General features: G+C 57.6%; 9 protein-coding genes and 1 pseudogene. 1 reads left to right on the plus strand and 9 read right to left on the minus strand.

Features of this window, described 5'->3' with window-relative positions; translation table 11 throughout:
* Positions 1-307: 307 nt before the first annotated feature.
* The 7 genes and pseudogenes from JW799_RS26460 to JW799_RS26490 all read right to left on the minus strand — a co-directional run bounded on the left by JW799_RS26460 (position 308) and on the right by JW799_RS26490 (position 13389).
* Positions 308-6661: a DUF5018 domain-containing protein gene (locus tag JW799_RS26460; protein WP_338026334.1), complete on the minus strand. Its 6354-nt coding sequence runs from the start codon at positions 6659-6661 to the stop codon at positions 308-310.
* Positions 6662-6666: 5 nt separating this feature from the next.
* Positions 6667-6804: pseudogene (locus JW799_RS26465) on the minus strand (phage tail protein); the annotation flags it as partial.
* Between the two features lie 246 nt (positions 6805-7050).
* On the minus strand, positions 7051-8730 hold the full coding sequence (locus JW799_RS26470) for a glycoside hydrolase family 13 protein (RefSeq protein WP_205432536.1): 1680 nt from the start codon (positions 8728-8730) through the stop codon (positions 7051-7053).
* A 43-nt stretch (positions 8731-8773) separates the two neighbouring features.
* Positions 8774-10285 carry a glycoside hydrolase family 32 protein gene (locus tag JW799_RS26475; RefSeq protein ID WP_080837764.1) on the minus strand — a complete coding sequence of 504 codons (1512 nt, stop codon included), beginning with the start codon at positions 10283-10285 and terminating at the stop codon, positions 8774-8776.
* Positions 10286-10303: 18 nt separating this feature from the next.
* Positions 10304-11131, minus strand: a complete 828-nt coding sequence (locus tag JW799_RS26480) for a carbohydrate ABC transporter permease (RefSeq protein ID WP_080837761.1) — start codon at positions 11129-11131, stop codon at positions 10304-10306.
* Entirely contained in the window at positions 11131-12015 is an 885-nt protein-coding gene (locus JW799_RS26485; protein ID WP_080837757.1) for a carbohydrate ABC transporter permease, read from the minus strand. The genes JW799_RS26480 and JW799_RS26485 overlap by 1 nt, the downstream gene beginning before the upstream one ends.
* A gap of 69 nt (positions 12016-12084) precedes the next feature.
* Positions 12085-13389, minus strand: a complete 1305-nt coding sequence (locus JW799_RS26490) for an ABC transporter substrate-binding protein (protein WP_080837754.1) — start codon at positions 13387-13389, stop codon at positions 12085-12087.
* Positions 13390-13662: 273 nt separating this feature from the next.
* Here JW799_RS26490 and JW799_RS26495 point away from each other — a divergent pair, with 273 nt between their 5' ends.
* Positions 13663-14646, plus strand: coding sequence for a substrate-binding domain-containing protein (locus JW799_RS26495; protein WP_205432537.1), 984 nt, complete (start codon positions 13663-13665; stop codon positions 14644-14646).
* Positions 14647-14978: 332 nt separating this feature from the next.
* Here JW799_RS26495 and JW799_RS26500 read toward each other — a convergent pair whose 3' ends face one another.
* Positions 14979-16688 carry an ABC transporter permease gene (locus tag JW799_RS26500; RefSeq protein WP_080837748.1) on the minus strand — a complete coding sequence of 570 codons (1710 nt, stop codon included), beginning with the start codon at positions 16686-16688 and terminating at the stop codon, positions 14979-14981.
* The gene (locus JW799_RS26505; protein WP_080837745.1) at positions 16685-17716 is read right to left on the minus strand and encodes an ABC transporter ATP-binding protein; all 1032 of its coding nucleotides are present in this window, start codon (positions 17714-17716) and stop codon (positions 16685-16687) included. Before JW799_RS26505 ends, JW799_RS26500 begins: the two co-directional genes overlap by 4 nt.
* Positions 17717-17733 lie beyond the last annotated feature (17 nt).

Below are 17733 nucleotides of genomic sequence, written 5' to 3' on the forward strand. Positions count from 1 at the left end.
CTGCGCACGGGTTAAGCGAATCAACCTCGAAGCAAGGGGCCACGGAGTCCCGCTCGATCAACGTGCACAAGGCGATGTTTCTGCGCGCATCCTAAAATCAAAGCCCCGGTTTCGGCATAACCGAAACGCAGGGCTTTAATGAATTTTCGTACTCGAATTCAGTTTGCCGGAGGACTCCACTTCATGGCGAGATACGGCGGAAATTCCCCCGTTGTTTCGAAGACCGGCCGCCATCCCCAGGCTGAAACCTCCGAACTTCTCGTATCCGCGTATATACTTCGAATAAAAACGGATCATCCTCCAAGGGCTAAATCAGCTCCGATCTTTGCAGGAGCCTTTGGAACATGACCGCCGCCTCAGCCCGCGTTAAGCGATCCTGAGGAGCGAGCTTCGTTCCGTTTTTGCCGGTGACGATTTCGGCTTGCAGGACATCCGCCGCATCCGGCTTTGCCCAAACGGATACGTCCTCGGTATCGGCGAACGGTTGCAGCAACGCGTCCGCTTCTTGCGGCGGCAGCTTCGCTTTTAACCCGGTTAGCATCATGGCCTTGGCCATGATTGCCATTGCCTGCTCGCGGGTAATTTCATCCTCCGGATGGAACAGACCGTCTCCGTAACCGTTAATCAGCCTGTAGGCATAGGCGGTTTTCACGGCCCCGTTATACCACTCCGTATTGTTCACATCGGCAAAACCCGATTCGCCAGCCTCTATCTTCAGTCCCAAAGCCCGAACCATCATGGCGGCGAACTCCGCGCGCGTTACGTTGTGGTCCGGATTGAAAGAGCCGCTTCCGTTACCGCCAACAACCATTCTCGAGCCCATGTCGTTTACGGCTCTCTTTGCCCAGTGGTCGGCAACATCCGCAAATTCGACCGGATTCCAGACGACTGCATACGTACTGTTGGTCAGACTGTTGATTACCGCGACATACTTCCCGTCCTGCTCTTCAACCTTGGTGGGCACATGACGAACGGTCCCATCCGATTCGATAACGATGCCGGTCGTAATTCTGCTCGGATCGGTACCTGGTGGAACCGTGACGGTCCGTTCAACGTAAGCATTGAAACGGCTGACGTCGACCGTTTGTCCGTTGAGCGTCGCTGTAACGATAAATTCCAACGGCGGAACGACGATGGCGAATCCGTCTCGTACTTCCGCATTCTGAACGATGCTTACCGTAGTTGCCGCCGGCACGGCAATATGAATTTGAATTTTGATTTCCTGAAGTTCTATGGCTTGTCCGAGCTGTTCGGAAATCCGGTCGATCTCGAGGAGCTGCGCGGGCAGCGTGTAAGCTGCGTTATCGGTCTTGATGACGAGCACCGCTTGCCTGCGCTCCATATTTTTGATCATCTGACCGTTAATCTCCCCGATCACCGTATCGAAATCGGATTTTACCGGAATGGTGACGATCGCGCCATTTCCTTCCGATGCAAGCTTCTCCTCCAGTTTTTCCGGATCGACCGTGATCGTCGTGACGGTTCGATTATTGACCGTCGTTGTCGTCGCTCTGCCCGCGTTTTCGATTTTGCCGTTTACGAGAATCTCGACATTTGAATCGGAAGTATCGCTTGTACCTGTTGAAGGCATGTCCGCGACGCCAGCGGACGGCGTCCACGGCGTGACGGACGGGGAAGCGGCCGATTCTTCGCCGCTGCCTGCAGCGTTCAATGCCCTTACCGTAAAGGTGTAAGGCAGGCCATTCGTCAATCCGGTGACGATAATGGGGCTTCCGGTCCCTACTGCCGTGATTCCGCCCGGAAACGCCGTGACCTCGAATCCGGTAATCGGGGTGCCTCCATCGTCGCTCGGAACCGTAAACGTAACGGTTGCTTGTTCGCTGCCTGCCATCGCTTCAACGTTCGTCGGAGCGGACGGAACAGTCATGGGCGTCGCGTTCGCTTCGCGGGACGGCGCACTCAACCCTCCCCTATTGACGGCTTTAACGACAAAATAGTAGGTCGTGCCGTTTTCCAAATCCGGAACGTTGGCATAGGCCTCGTTAACCGTCGCGACCGGTTCGCTGCCGTATTGCCCTGAAGTCGTCCCCATATAGACGTTGTAGAAAGATGCGCTTTCCACGGCTTGCCAGGTCAAGGCGACTTTTCGGTCTTCCCCTCTAGCCGCTAGATTTTGCGGGTTTGCGGGCGCGTTCGGCCGATTGACCGTTTGCGTTACCGTAAACGTCACGTCCGTCATTTTGTCCGCCGTTATGGTGATAGCAGCCGTATATGTTCCGGCAGTCAATCCGTTTTTGGCTTTTACGTTAAAGCTTGTCGCCGGATCGCCGCTGTTCAGCGTTGCCGCCGGCTGCGTAAGTTCAAAGGAGTTTGCGCCGCTGCCGCTTATCGTCGCCGACAGATTCGTCAAGTCTCCCGTGCCCGTGTTAATGATGCTGATCGTCTTCGTCTCCTGGGCCCCGGCTGCATATCCTTCCGTTAACGGCGTCGCCGATTGATCGGGAATCGCGGCGATTAAATACGTGGGCGTAGCCGTTACCGTAATCGTTGCCGTGCCAAACTTACTGCCGTCAAACGTTGATGTTGCGGTAATGGCGTACTTCCCTGGCACAGCATCCGGAACGACCGAAACTTTACCCGTACTGTCAACCGACACTTTTCCGCGAGAGTCGCTGCTCGTCCACATTACCGTTTGAGCTGCTCCGCCCACTACGGTTACCGCCGCCGTCAGTTGTTCGCTTCCTCCTTGCGCAATGACTGCGTCAGTCGGACTTACCGTTACGCTGGTTACAGCCGGTACTTGGGGGGATTTCAATACCCTAACCGTATACGCCTGGTGCGTGCCGTCCGCCGCCGTCACCGTGTACGTCACTGGATTGGTAAAATCCTGAGCGATGCCTGATTTTGGCGACACGCTCGCTCCCGTGTGCGCGATCGTCGGCACCAAATTCGTCAGGTCCGTTCCGTACGGCACCGTCAGCTCGATCTCATGATTTGCTTCGTCCACCGTTCCGACGACCGCAGGCGTCAACTCGTTGAACGCGAACGACGCGATCGCCTTCGCCGGGTTCAGACCCACCGCTACCGTCACCGCGTACGCCTGCTGCGTGCCGTCCGCCGCCGTCACCGTGTACGTCACCGGACTCGTAAAGTCCTGCGCAACGCCCGTATTCGGCGACACGCTCGCACCCGTGTGCGAGATGGTCGGCACCAACGAGGTGACATCCGTTCCGTACGGCACCGTCAGCTCGATCTCATGATTTGCTTCGTCCACCGTTCCGACGACCGCAGGCGTCAACCCGTTGAACGCGAACGACGCGATCGCCTTCGCCGGGTTCTGCCCCACCGATACTGTGACCGTGTACGCCTGCTGCGTACCATCTTCCGCCGTGACCGTGTACGTCACCGGACTCGTAAAATCCTGAGCAACGCCCGTATTCGGCGACACGCTCGCACCCGTGTGCGAGATCGTTGGCACCAAATTCGTCAGGTCCGTTCCGTACGGCACCGTCAGCTCGATCTCATGATTTGCTTCGTCCACCGTTCCGACGACCGCAGGCGTCAACCCGTTGAACGCGAACGACGCGATCGCCTTCGCCGGGTTCAGACCCACCGCTACCGTCACCGCGTACGCCTGCTGCGTGCCGTCCGCCGCCGTCACCGTGTACGTCACCGGACTCGTAAAGTCCTGCGCAACGCCCGTATTCGGCGACACGCTCGCACCCGTGTGCGAGATGGTCGGCACCAACGAGGTGACATCCGTTCCGTACGGCACCGTCAGCTCGATCTCATGATTTGCTTCGTCCACCGTTCCGACGACCGCAGGCGTCAACTCGTTGAACGCGAACGACGTGATCGCCTTCGCCGGGTTCAGACCCACCGCTACCGTCACCGCGTACGCCTGCTGCGTGCCGTCCGCCGCCGTCACCGTGTACGTCACCGGACTCGTAAAATCCTGAGCAACGCCCGTATTCGGCGACACGCTCGCACCCGTGTGCGAGATCGTTGGCACCAAATTCGTCAGGTCCGTTCCGTACGGCACCGTCAGCTCGATCTCATGATTTGCTTCGTCCACCGTTCCGACGACCGCAGGCGTCAACCCGTTGAACGCGAACGACGCGATCGCCTTCGCCGGGTTCAGACCCACCGCTACCGTCACCGCGTACGCCTGCTGCGTGCCGTCCGCCGCCGTCACCGTGTACGTCACTGGATTGGTAAAATCCTGAGCGATGCCTGATTTTGGCGACACGCTCGCTCCCGTGTGCGCGATCGTCGGCACCAAATTCGTCAGGTCCGTTCCGTACGGCACCGTCAGCTCGATCTCATGATTTGCTTCGTCCACCGTTCCGACGACCGCAGGCGTCAACCCGTTGAACGCGAACGACGTGATCGCCTTCGCCGGGTTCAGACCCACCGCTACCGTCACCGCGTACGCCTGCTGCGTGCCGTCCGCCGCCGTCACCGTGTACGTCACCGGACTCGTAAAGTCCTGCGCAACGCCCGTATTCGGCGACACGCTCGCACCCGTGTGCGAGATGGTCGGCACCAAATTCGTCAGGTCCGTTCCGTACGGCACCGTCAGCTCGATCTCATGGTTCGCTTCATCGATCGTCCCCGCAACAGCAGGCGTCAACCCGTTGAACGCGAACGACGCGATCGCCTTCGCCGGGTTCAGACCCACCGCTACCGTCACCGCGTACGCCTGCTGCGTGCCGTCCGCCGCCGTCACCGTGTACGTCACTGGATTGGTAAAATCCTGAGCGATGCCTGATTTTGGCGACACGCTCGCTCCCGTGTGCGCGATCGTCGGCACCAAATTCGTCAGGTCCGTTCCGTACGGCACCGTCAGCTCGATCTCATGATTTGCTTCGTCCACCGTTCCGACGACCGCAGGCGTCAACTCGTTGAACGCGAACGACGTGATCGCCTTCGCCGGGTTCAGCCCCACCGCTACCGTCACCGCGTACGCCTGCTGCGTGCCGTCCGCCGCCGTCACCGTGTACGTCACTGGATTGGTAAAATCCTGAGCGATGCCTGATTTTGGCGACACGCTCGCTCCCGTGTGCGCGATCGTCGGCACCAAATTCGTCAGGTCCGTTCCGTACGGCACCGTCAGCTCGATCTCATGATTTGCTTCGTCCACCGTTCCGACGACCGCAGGCGTCAACTCGTTGAACGCGAACGACGCGATCGCCTTCGCCGGGTTCAGACCCACCGCTACCGTCACCGCGTACGCCTGCTGCGTGCCGTCCGCCGCCGTCACCGTGTACGTCACCGGACTCGTAAAGTCCTGCGCAACGCCCGTATTCGGCGACACGCTCGCACCCGTGTGCGAGATGGTCGGCACCAACGAGGTGACATCCGTTCCGTACGGCACCGTCAGCTCGATCTCATGATTTGCTTCGTCCACCGTTCCGACGACCGCAGGCGTCAACCCGTTGAACGCGAACGACGCGATCGCCTTCGCCGGGTTCTGCCCCACCGATACTGTGACCGTGTACGCCTGCTGCGTACCATCTTCCGCCGTGACCGTGTACGTCACCGGACTCGTAAAATCCTGAGCAACGCCCGTATTCGGCGACACGCTCGCACCCGTGTGCGAGATCGTTGGCACCAAATTCGTCAGGTCCGTTCCGTACGGCACCGTCAGCTCGATCTCATGATTTGCTTCGTCCACCGTTCCGACGACCGCAGGCGTCAACCCGTTGAACGCGAACGACGCGATCGCCTTCGCCGGACTTTCCGCGACTTCCGTAGTCAACGATACCACGTTTGAATAACCCGCATTGCTGCCGCCTGTCACTTGCAAGCGAAAATCGTAATCAGATCCCGAAGTTAAACCTGTAACGGTAGCTGCCGTATCATCCGGCGCGATCGGTACTGTAGTACTCGAAGCCGTCCAAGCATCCTGTCCGGCGGGAGACTGCTGAAGGGCCACCTCCGTCGCGCCCTTTACCGTTGTCCATTCAAAAGAAGCGGTTGTTTCCTGCACATCGTTTTTTTTCAACATGGGAGGAGTGTTCAAAGGATCGCTATAGGAAACGGTCCCATCGCCGCTTACCCTGAACGTCACGCTCCCGGTAACGCCGACATCAAAGCTGGTCATGACGATGTCATATCTGGTTCCTTGCTCGAGCTGAATTTGAACGATTTTGGAAAGATAGTTTTGAGCTTCAGAATCAATGTCGTCGTTTCCCGCAATTAAGTTGCTCTGCGGACTTGATTCAATAAATTCGTCTTTATAAAGAAACAGCGTGGTATCCGGGGGGATACTCGATGGAAGGTCCGCGGAAATCACTCCAATGTCGTAAAGGCCGGAAATCGACGGAACAATGCTTTGAACGAAATAGTTTCTTTCATAGGAAGGGTCGGAGGGCTGATTAGGCTCTACGATCGTTCCATCGCTCCATGTATTCGAATCTTCATCAAACATCCATGTGGCGCTGAAAGCTTTAAAATAGATGACTTCGGATTCGCCGTTTTCATAACTGACATCACCCGGCATTTTCGGCCTGATAAACGTGTGGTCCGTGCTTAAAGTTCCGCTGAAATCGGTGTCCGCAGCCCTTGAGACCGAAAGAAACTGCGGCAAAACGCCGAATATGCAGATCAATGCGATCAACGTGCAGGCCATCCATTTACGGAACATTTTCTTCAACTTAAACCCTCCACTAGAAATCCCGGTTGTCGGCGGTTTCATGCGAATCCCCCTTTAGTGCCGATCACGGAATATAACGTGTCATTCCCGTTGATTGACAATGACTGGCCATTGCAAAACGCCCACCCTTGGGGAGCATAATTGCCTGAAAACATGCGGATTTCGCCAATATACTGATCGCTCATTCGATTTCCCCTTCCGATGGCCGCGCTAAAAGCGGACGTTTCGCCAAGTCACATTCAATATACCTACTTCCGCTTAACAAACTCTTAAAAACTAAAGCTCAAGTTCTGCGCCTTTAGTCATATGGCGGGGCAAGACGGAGCAAATCCACTCAACTGAACGCAGCTTTAGGCTTACGGCACGCGGAAAAAGAGCTGCGCCCCTGTCATGAACATCATGACGGGGCGCAGCCCGGCCTAGCGTAATTTTTATATCGTTTCGTCCCCGTTCCCCGTCTCCCGGAAAATCGAGGCTTCGTACGGAGCCAGGAAGCCGTGCGTTCTCGACTTGACATTGCTCAGCGCAAGCCGCCCGTTCTCGGGCATCCGCGCCGGCACCGGCTCTCTGGTGAAGTTGCACAGGACGGTCCACTTCTCGCCGCCGAGGCTGCGAACGTAGCCGCCGATTTGCTCGGAATCCGCGTACAATTCGCAGAAATCGCCGTACACGAGCGCCCGGTTCTCCCTGCGCAAGCGGATCAACCGCTTGTAAAACCACAGTACCGAATCCTCCTCGCGCTCCTGGCGCTCCGCGTTGATTTCCGGATAGTTGGGGTTGATCCTGAGCCACGGCTTGCCGGCCGTAAACCCGGCATTTTTTCCCCCGCTCCATTGCATCGGGGTTCGGCCGTGATCCCGGCTCCGTTTCGCGAGATAAGCCAGCATCTCCTCTTCGGAACGGCCCGACTCAAGCCCTTCCCGATACAAGCGCAGGCTCATAATATCGTCGTAGTCGCCGATGCCGTCCATCGGGCAATTCGTCATGCCCAGCTCCTGCCCCTGATAAATAAACGGCGTCCCCCGCATCAAAAAATAATACGCCGCGAGCATTTGCGCCGATTCGGTCCGATACTCCCCGTCGTCGCCGAATTTGCTGACGGAGCGAACGTGATCGTGGTTTTCCAGATACAGCGCCATCCAGCCGTACTTTTCCGTTTCCCGCTGCCAGCCGGCCAAAGCCCGCTTGAAGTCGGTCAGCCGCCAGGGATGATAAACCGCCTTCGGCCCCGGCTTCATGTCGAGGTCGACGTGATCGAACTGAAACAGCATCGAAAACACGCCGTCCCGTTCGTCCAAATAATCCGGCACCTGCGAGAGCGACACGCCCGGCGCTTCGGCCACGGTTACCGCATTTCGGGGCTCCAGCACCTCCCGCTTCATCTCCCGCAAAAAATCGAGAATGCCGGGCTGGTTGAGGCTCCCCCCGTTCAGCGAGGCCAGCTCCCGTCCTTCTTCCGCGGGAAGCTGCGGAAATCGCTGGTTTTTTTTGATAAACGTGATCGCATCCACCCGGAATCCGGCGACGCCGCGGTCCATCCACCATTCCATCATCCGGTATACCGCCTGGCGCACCTCGGGGTTTTCCCAGTTCAAATCGGGCTGCTTTCGCGAAAAAGCGTGGAAATAGTACTCGCCGGTCGCCTCGTCGTACTCCCATGCCGAGCCGCCGAAGTTGGACTCCCAGTTCGTCGGCGCCTTGCCGTCCGCCCCGGGAGGTTTCCAAATGTACCAGTCCCGTTTCGGATTGTCTCTGGAGCTGCGCGATTCGACGAACCAGGCATGCTCATCCGAGGTATGGTTGGCCACAAGATCCATGACGATGCGGATGCCGCGAGCGGCCGCCTGTCCCAGCAGTTCGTCCATATCCTCCAAGGTGCCGAATTCGTCCAGAATGCGATGATAATCCCGAATATCGTAGCCGTTGTCGTCGTTCGGAGAATCGTACACGGGACAAATCCAGATGACGTCGATGCCGAGATCGCGAAGATAGTCCAGCCTCGAAATGACGCCTTGCAGATCGCCGATGCCGTCCCCGTTCGAATCTTGGAAGCTTCGCGGATATATTTGATAGACAATGCTCTCTTTCCACCAGGCCGGTCCGGTTTCCATCCGTTCTTTTCCTCCCGTTTCGCCTTCGTTATCCGACGTTCGTTCAGGCGGTTTCTTCGCCCGCCCGGTTCAAGCTCCGGGCCAGTTCCCATTTCCGGAGGGAAACGATTCGCAGCGGTCCGTCCCCCACGAAGCGGACGCCCGTCGCTCCCGCGCCCGGATAGATTCGCGCGGTCATCGCGATTTCCCCGTCCTGGGCGAACACCTCGACCGAAGAACGGTCGACGAACACTCTCAGGCGGAGCAAACCGTCCGCCCCGACCATCACCGGAGCGCGCCGGACGCCGCCCGGTCCTTGGCCGGAGCGCTCGCGGTCCAGCAGCAGCTTCCCGCTTTCGCGATCGTAGAGAACGACCGTCTCTTCTCCGGCCGCCGGGTCGACGCGAAGCTTGACTCCCGCGCTTTTCGTCTGCCCGACGTCCAGCAGCAGTTCCAGCTCGAAGCAGTCGCCCGAAATGCCGGGCAGCTCGGTTTCGCCCTCGACCGTCACCCTCTCGCGGACAGTAGGAGAAGAACGCAGGGCGGACAGCTCGGGAACAGGAACCGTAAGCAGCCGCCCGCGCTCGTAACGAAGCTCGCGGGGAAGCGTCATGGCCCCCGCCCATTGCCTCCGCTGTTCCGGCATCTCGCTTTCCCACATCGCCATCCAGGCGATCATGATTCGGCGGCCCTTCCCGTCGAGAAGCGTCTGCGGCGCGTAAAAATCGAACCCGTAGTCGAGCATCGCAAACTCGCCGTGCTCGAACTTTCCGGTTTCGTAGTCGAGACGCCCTTCCAGATAGCCGGCCTGATGCAGGTTCAAATATTTATCCCCGTCCGGCTTCATCCCCTGCGGCGAAAGAACGAGCACGTCCCTTCCGTCCAGAGAGAACAGGTCGGGGCATTCCCACATGTAGCCGTTTCCCTCCCGGCCTCCCGCCATCACGCTTATGAAACGCCAGCTTTTCAAATCCTCCGAGCGGTAGAGCAGCGCTTGCCCCTTGTGGTCCTTCGTGCGGGAACCGAGCACGGCGTAGTACGCGCCGCCATGCCGCCATACCTTCGGGTCCCGGAAATGAAACGGGTGAATGTCGCCCTCCGGCGCCTCCGAGATGACGGGATTTTCCTTCCATTTTTCGAAACGAACGCCGTCCTCGCTGACCGCCAGGCACTGCACCTGCTTCAAATCCGCATCCCGGTCGTCCCCGGTCCAAACATTGCCCGTATAGAGAAGATGGAGCTTGCCGTCCTTCTCGATCGCGCTTCCCGAAAAACAGCCGTCGCGGTCGTAATCGTCCCCGGGCGCGAGCGCGATCGGAAGGCGGCGCCAATGGACGAGATCGGCGCTGGCGACGTGCCCCCAGTGCATATTGTCCCAAATCGGAGAGTAAGGATGATGCTGATAAAACAAATGATATTCCCCGCGGTAAAAACAGAAGCCGTTGGGGTCGTTCATCCAAAAGGCGGGCGGCGCCACGTGGTATCGGGGGCGCCACGGATCCGACGCCGCCCGGTCTCGAACGGTCCGCAGCGACCGTTCGGCCGCCGCTATCCGTTCCTGATGCTGATCGGTCATTTTGCCACACCTCTTGCCTTATTTTACTGCTCCGTCCATGACGCCTTTGATGATGTGCCGCTGCATGGCCAGATAAAAAAGAATGATCGGGATGATCGACAGAACGAGAGCGGCCATCGCTTCGCTGTAGTTGGACGTATATTTGCCGAAGAAATAGAACGTGGACAACGGCAGGGTCCGGTTCGCGTCGGAAAGCAGGACGAGCGAAGGCAGCAGGAAGTCGTTCCAGATCCACAGCACGTCCAAAATCGCGAGCGTCGTCGTTATCGGCGCCAGGATCGGGAAGACGACGCGCACGAACACCTGGATGCGGGTAGCCCCGTCGACGAACGCCGCCAGTTCGAGATCCTTCGGAATCCCTTTGATGAATCCGTGATACATGAACGTGGCCAGCGGAATGCCGAACCCGGCATAGTAAAAGCAAAGCATCCATTTGCTGTTCAGCAGGCCCAGCTCCCCGTAAATCGTGACGAACGGGATCATTAGCGACTGGAACGGAACGATCATGGACGCAACCAGCGCCATGAGCACGCCAGAGCTGAATTTCGATTTCCACCGGACGAGATAATAGGCGAGCATCGCCGCCGTCAAAATGATCAGCGCGACCGACACGACGGTCACGAGCAGTGAATTGCCGAGAGCGTGGAAGAAGTCCATCTTCCGGATCGCGCTGGCGTAATTGTCGAAGTTGAACTCGGCCGGCAGCGAGAGCGGATCGCTTACGACTTTGAGCCGGGTTTTGAACGAGTTGATCAGGATAAGCGCAAACGGAAAAATAAACAGGACGAAAAGCGCCAGGACAAGCAAAAAGGTCGTCAGGCTCCGGATCGTTTTCAGGAGGCGCATCACGATTCGACCTCCAATCGTTTCATCGCGCCCACCTGAAGCAGCGCAATGGCGGCGACGATGACGAAAAGGACGATCGCTTTCGCCTGCCCGACGCCGAAATGCTGAAATTTAAAGGCTTCGTTATAAACATGCATGGCGATCATTTCCGTGGAACGGTACGGACCGCCGCTCGTCAGCGAAAGGTTCGTGTCGTAAACCATGAAGCTGCGCTGCAGCGTCAAAAACAGGCTGATCGTAAACGCCGAAGCCATGAGCGGGATTTTGACCCGGAGCAGCTGGCCCCACCAGGAGGCGCCGTCCAGCGAAGCGGCTTCGAGCAGCGACTTGTCGACGCCCTGGATGCCCGCGATGTATATCAGCATCATGTAGCCGGCATTTTGCCAGACTCCAACGATGATCAGCGCCCAGAGCGCTTTTTGCGGGTCGCCGAGCCAGGAGCTGGACAGCAGGCCGATATCGAGCTCCTTCCCGAAATAAACCATGACGCGGGAGAAGACGAACTGCCAAACGAAACCGAGAATGATGCCTCCGATCAGATTGGGCGTAAAAAATCCGAGCCGGAAAAAGTTTTGTCCCTTCATTCCGCTGGTCACGAGCAGCGCCAGAAGGAACGCGAGCACGTTCGTCAGAACGAGGCTGAAGAACACGTATTTGAGCGTAAGAAGCATTGAATCCCAAAACAGCGGATCGTTAAACGCCGCGGCATAATTAGCAAAGCCGCTGAAGTCCGCCGTGATCGTCCCGCCCGCCGAATCGGTGAACGTCATGTATACGCCGACGAAAAACGGAACGGCCATGACGAGCGCGAATATGAGAAGCGGGATAAAGCCAAAGGTCAGAAAGGATTTGATTTTGTTCGAAAGCGTATCTTCGGTGTACACGGAAGCGAAAACCTCCTACCGGAAGGGGAAGAGGACAAACGCATGGCTTGTCCCGTTCCGGCCGTCCGTTTATTGAACGCTGGCCCAGTAAACGGCCAATTCCTTGGCCAAAGCGGTCCGATCGATGGTGCCGGCCAAATATTTCTGCATGATCGCTCCCATCTTCGGCCAGCCGTCGGCCGGATAGAAGTTGTTCATCCATTCCAGCGTTTGATCGTTATCCATATAAGCGATGACGGATTGCGAAATCATGTCCTCGGGCATGACCGAAAAATTGTCGTATACCGGCACGTAGTTGAACTTGTTGACGTAAGCGTCCTGCCCTTCCGGATCGCTGACAAGCCAGTTCAGGAAGTCCTTGGCGGCCTGCTGCTGCTCCGGAGTCGACGTCGACGCGTCGACTGCCCAGTATTGCGGCACGCCTACGGAAATTTGGGAATTGCCGTAATCGTCCGCATTGTTGCTGATCGGAAGCGGCAGGAACCCGTATTCCGCGCCGGGGTTGGCTTCCTTCAACTGCGGATACGCCCAGTTGCCCATGAACCACAAGCCGACTTCTCCGCCCGCCAACGCCAGCGTGCCATCGTCGTATACCGGCGCAAGCGGCGCATCCTTCGTCGAATTGTATTCCTTCATCAGGTCGATCGTGTCGACCCAGCCGTTAAACACGGCGTTGGATGCGAGATCCGTTTGGCCCGATTTGAGGCTGTCCATAAACGCGTGGCGCTCTTCGGACTGAGGGGATTGCGTCGTGAACAGGATATTCGTCAAATGGGCCCCCAGGGACCAGTCCATCGGGGAGACGTGCAGCGCTTCGACGCCCGAAGCTTTGACCTGATCGAACAACGATTTCAGATCGTCCCGGGTTTTGACGGAGGCCGGGTCGAAGTCGCCGCCGACCGCCTTGTCCAGTACTGCCTTATTGTAGATAAACCCGAACGCCTCGACTGTCGCCGGCATGCCCAGCACCTTCGAATCGTCGGTCACGAAATCGAGCGTTCCCGATTGCGCGTGGCTTACCCAGGGCTGATCCGACAGATCGGCCAGCTTCGATTTCATCTCGGGAAATTCCTGGCCCAGCATCATGACGGTCGGCGCATTGCCGGAAGCGTACAGCGTCGTCAGCCGTTCGTATGCCGTTTGGGTGCCGAGCGGAATAATATTGATATCGACGTTCTTCTCTTCGGCGTATTGACCGACGACTTCTTCGAACTGCTCGGCGATTTCAGGCTTGCCGATCAGGATGGAAAAGCCGGCCCCGCCTCCTCCGGAAGAAGCGCTTTCTTCGCTGCCATTACCGTTGCCGCCGCAAGCCGTAAGTATGGTGCCGAGCACAAGCGTCAAGGCGGCAAGCAGCAGAACCTTTTTCTTCATTTCCAATCCTTCCCCTCACAAAAAGTCTTGATGTTGTAAATGCTTTCAGACTGTATTTTAAAGTCGGACACTTGATATGTCAATCGTTTTCATATAATTATTCATTTTTAATCCAAAAACATGATTAATCCTCGCAAAAAACGCTTAATTTCAGCGTGTTTTCGGTAATTTAAATGTATGTTAAGGTTTTCATATATTGTATTCCCAAAGCCCCTCCCGTTCATGATATAATTAAGAAAATCAAAGGCCGCATGCAAAGGAAGGAAACTGAAGATGTCCAATATCAAGGAAGTAGCGAAAGCAGCCGGAGTCTCGGTGACGACCGTCTCCCGAGTCATTAACAACCGGGGCTACATCAACAAGGACACCAGGCAAAAGGTTGAAGCGGCGATGGCTTCGCTCGACTATCATCCGAACCAGATCGCCCGCGCCCTGCAAAGAAGCCAATCCGATTTGATCGGCATCATCGTGCCCGATTCGAATCACCCCTTCTTCGCGGAACTCATTCATTACGTGGAAACCTATGCCAACGATCTCCAATACAAGATCCTGATCTGCAATTCGCTCGGAAATTCGGAGAAGGAAGCCCGCTACATCAGCATGCTGAGGCAAAACCGGGTGGACGGCATCATCATGTGCGGCCACTCCCTGAATCTGGAGCTGTACAAGAAAGTGAATCTGCCGATCATTTCGTTCGACCGGATTATCTCCTCCAACATTCCGTATGTCGGAGCCGACAATTTTCTCGGAGGAGAGCTTGCGACCGAACACCTGATTTCCCGCGGCTGCCGGAAGCTGCTTCATATTTCCGGCCCGCTCAAGATCGATCTGCTGCCGAACCGTCGCACCGACGCGTTCCGGCTCGTCTGCATGAAGCACGACATTCCGCACCGGGTGATCGAAGGAGAACCGTACAAGCTGACCTTCGAATATTATTGGGACTTCGTCGAACGCGAGGTATCCAAACATTTGCCCGAGTACGACGGCGTATTTTGCAGCAACGACATTTTGGCCTATGCGCTTTACATTTATGCGGTTCAGCACGGCATTCGCGTGCCCGAACAGCTCAAAATCGTCGGCTACGACTACCACAGCTTCACGAGAATGCTTCAAACTCCGAAGCTGACGACGATCCGGCAGCCGATCGAACGAATCGGGAAGGCGCTATGCTCCAACCTGATTCAGCTGATCGAGGGGAACACCGAGTTGAGCAACACGGTCGTGGACGTCGAACTCGTGAAAGGGGAAACGACCTGACCTGGGACGGCCTTCGCCGGAATCAGCTCCGCAGTCCGTTATCCGTTCTGTACACAGCCCAAAAAGAGCCCCCGCCGCCGGCAGGAGCTCTTTTTGGGCGTTGCGGCCTGGAAACGGCCGCCATCGCCTCTGTCCGATCGCGTCAGTCCGCTCCAGTTCGACCAGAACCGGACCTTCCCCGCCGCGCGTCGTTATGGCCATCACCGAATAAAATGCCGCTTGTTCTTCCGCCGCGGCCGGCACTCCGTCTACGTAGACCGCGGTCGGCTTGGCGTCCGCGCGAAATTCCGTCCTGTCGAACCGAACCGGACGCTCGGCCCGATTCGGCCTATCTACAAAGCCCTCTTCCTCCCGTACACGAAATAAAGCGTGATCGCGGACATGATCATCAGGATGACGGTATAGACCAGCGTCAGCGCCCTCGTGTCGGCCAGCGCCTGCGCGTCCGTGCTGTTTTTGATCACGATGCCGAGCGGCTGGTAAAGCGGATGATACAAAAAGACGGTCAGGTCGTAATCAGCCAAAATGCCGTTGAAGTTCAGCGCCAGCACGGCGAGCGTCGACGGCAGGATGATCGGCAGAAGCACCCGGCGGAACGTGTAGAAGGGCTTCGCTCCCAAATTGCGCGCCGCATCCTCCAGATTGCCGTCAAGGCTGAAAAACGACGCCTTCACCATCCGCAGCGTGAACGGGATGTGCACGATCACGTAACCGAAGAACAGCATCCATGCCGTTCCCACCAGCACCGCGTTCCCGATGACGAGCCGCGGCACATTGAACGTGACGATCAGCCCGATGGCGATCAGCGTGGCCGGCAGCATCCATGGGATGAGCAGCGCGTATTCCAGCGCCGTCGCCCACTTGTTTTTGTATTTGTGCAAAATCCGCGAGGCGGCCAACGCCAGAGCCACGACGGCAACCGACGCCGCCGCGGCGTACGCGACGCTCACCAGGTACGGCTTGAACGCGCTCATGCTCGAAAAGACGAGCGCATAGTTGTCCAGCGTGAAGCTGCCTGCCCCGAGCGTGCCCGTGGCGATGCTGCGCGCGTCGGTGAACGAGAAGACGACGATCAGCACGACCGGAATGACGTAGATGAGGAACAGCACGTAAGCCAGCGCGTGTACGGCGACGTTGCCGATCTTGCTGTCGATCTTCTGCTTGACGAGCTCCGACTTCACTTTCGATACCGACATGAAGTTGCCCTTGCGCTCGAGCCGGATCATGATCGTCAGCAAAATCAGCGTGGCAAGGCCGAGGACGAGCGCCAGCAGCGCCGCCAGATCCCGCGAAGTCATGCTTTTGGAAAAGGTCAAAATCATCGGCGTAATCGTCTGGAACTCGGCGCCGCCCAGAATAAGCGGAGCCGACGTCGCGGAGAGCCCCGTCAGGAACACGAGAATCGTCAGCGCGAACAGGGTCGGCTTGAGCACCGGCAGAACGACCTTGCGTAAAATGGTAAAGGAAGAGGCGCCCATGTTCCTCGCCGCTTCGACCGTCTGAAAATCGATTTTGCGGATCGCATTGCCCAGAAACAGCACATGGTTCGACGTGCAGGCGAACGTCATGACGAACAGCACCGCCCAGTAGCCGTGAAACCACGCCGGATCGAAGGACGGAAACAGGCTCGCCAGCACCCTGGTGATGAAACCGTTTTCACCATAAACGAACTTGTACCCGGAGACGAGCACGACGCCGCCGTAGATCAGCGTGGTAAAATAGCCGAGGCGAAGCCATTTCGCGCCCTTGACGTCGAAATATTCGGTGATGAGCACCAGCGCGATGCCGACGACGTTGACGGTAACGACCAGCGACACGGCCAGCAAAAAGCTGTTGGACAAGCTCGTCATCGCCCGCTTGGACGACAGCAGCTTTTCCACCGGCTCGAGCGAAAAAGAACCGCCCTTAAAGAAAATTTCGTAATAAACGTTCAGGTTCGGGTATATCAGGAAGGCGATGACGAACCATGCGATCAGACCGTACAGGATCAGTGCGGTCGGATGAATCGACTTCAGCCTCTTGCTCCAAGTTTGCGCGCTCAAAGCCCTGCCTCCCGTCCCCCGTATTGCAAAATGTCGCCGGCCCGGATGTACACGTCGACTTCGTCGCCGATCGTCCGCTGCTCGAGCCCGCTCTCCTTCTCGATCGTCTTCAGCAGGCCGCCGCCGGCCATCCGCAGGACGTACTTGCTGTACAGCCCGTAAAATTCGCGCTCGGCGATCGTTCCTTTAAGCTGCGCGGCGTCCGGCCCGGACAGCGGCAGCAGGCTCACCTTCTCGTTGCGGATGTAGGCCGCGCGGTCCGGGGCGATCGCTTCCCGCAGGCGTTCGCTGCTTTGGATCAGCTCCGGCTCGATGCGGTTGATATCGCCGACGAAATTGCACACGAATTCGGTCTGCGACCGGTTGTACACCTCTTGCGGAGTGCCGACCTGCTCGAGGTTGCCGCCGTTGAACACGGCGATGCGGTCGGACAGCGTCAGCGCCTCCTCCTGATCGTGCGTCACGTAAATCGTCGTAATGCCGAACTGCTTTTGCAGATGCTTCAGCTCGTTTCGAAGCTGTACCCGCAGCTTGGCATCCAGGTTCGACAGCGGTTCGTCTAGCGCCAGGATCGCCGGCTTCAGCACGAGCGCCCGCGCGATCGCGACGCGCTGCTGCTGGCCGCCGGACAGTTCGGACACTTTCTTGAACAGCTGGTCGTCCTTCAAATCCACCTTGCGGGCGATTTCGCGCACGTCCCGGTCCGTCTCGGCCTTGGTCGCTTTTCTGACGCGCATGCCGAAGGCGATATTTTCATACACGTTCATGGTCGGAAACAGCGCGTAGCTCTGGAACACCATGCCGATGCCCCGCTTCTCGATCGGGACGTCGGTGATATTCCGGCCTCCCAGCAGAATGCTCCCGCCCGAAGGCGCGATGAATCCGACGAGGCTGCGGAGAATCGTCGTCTTGCCGCAGCCGGAAGGACCGAGGAAGGTGAAAAACTCGCCTTCCTCGATCGTCAGATTCAAATTTTTCACCGCATGGAACGATCCGAAATGAATTTGCACATCGCGAAATGTAATCATCGTTACCTCGTCTTGTT

It is taken from the genome of Cohnella algarum, assembly GCF_016937515.1.
In the GTDB taxonomy this organism is placed as follows: domain Bacteria; phylum Bacillota; class Bacilli; order Paenibacillales; family Paenibacillaceae; genus Cohnella; species Cohnella algarum.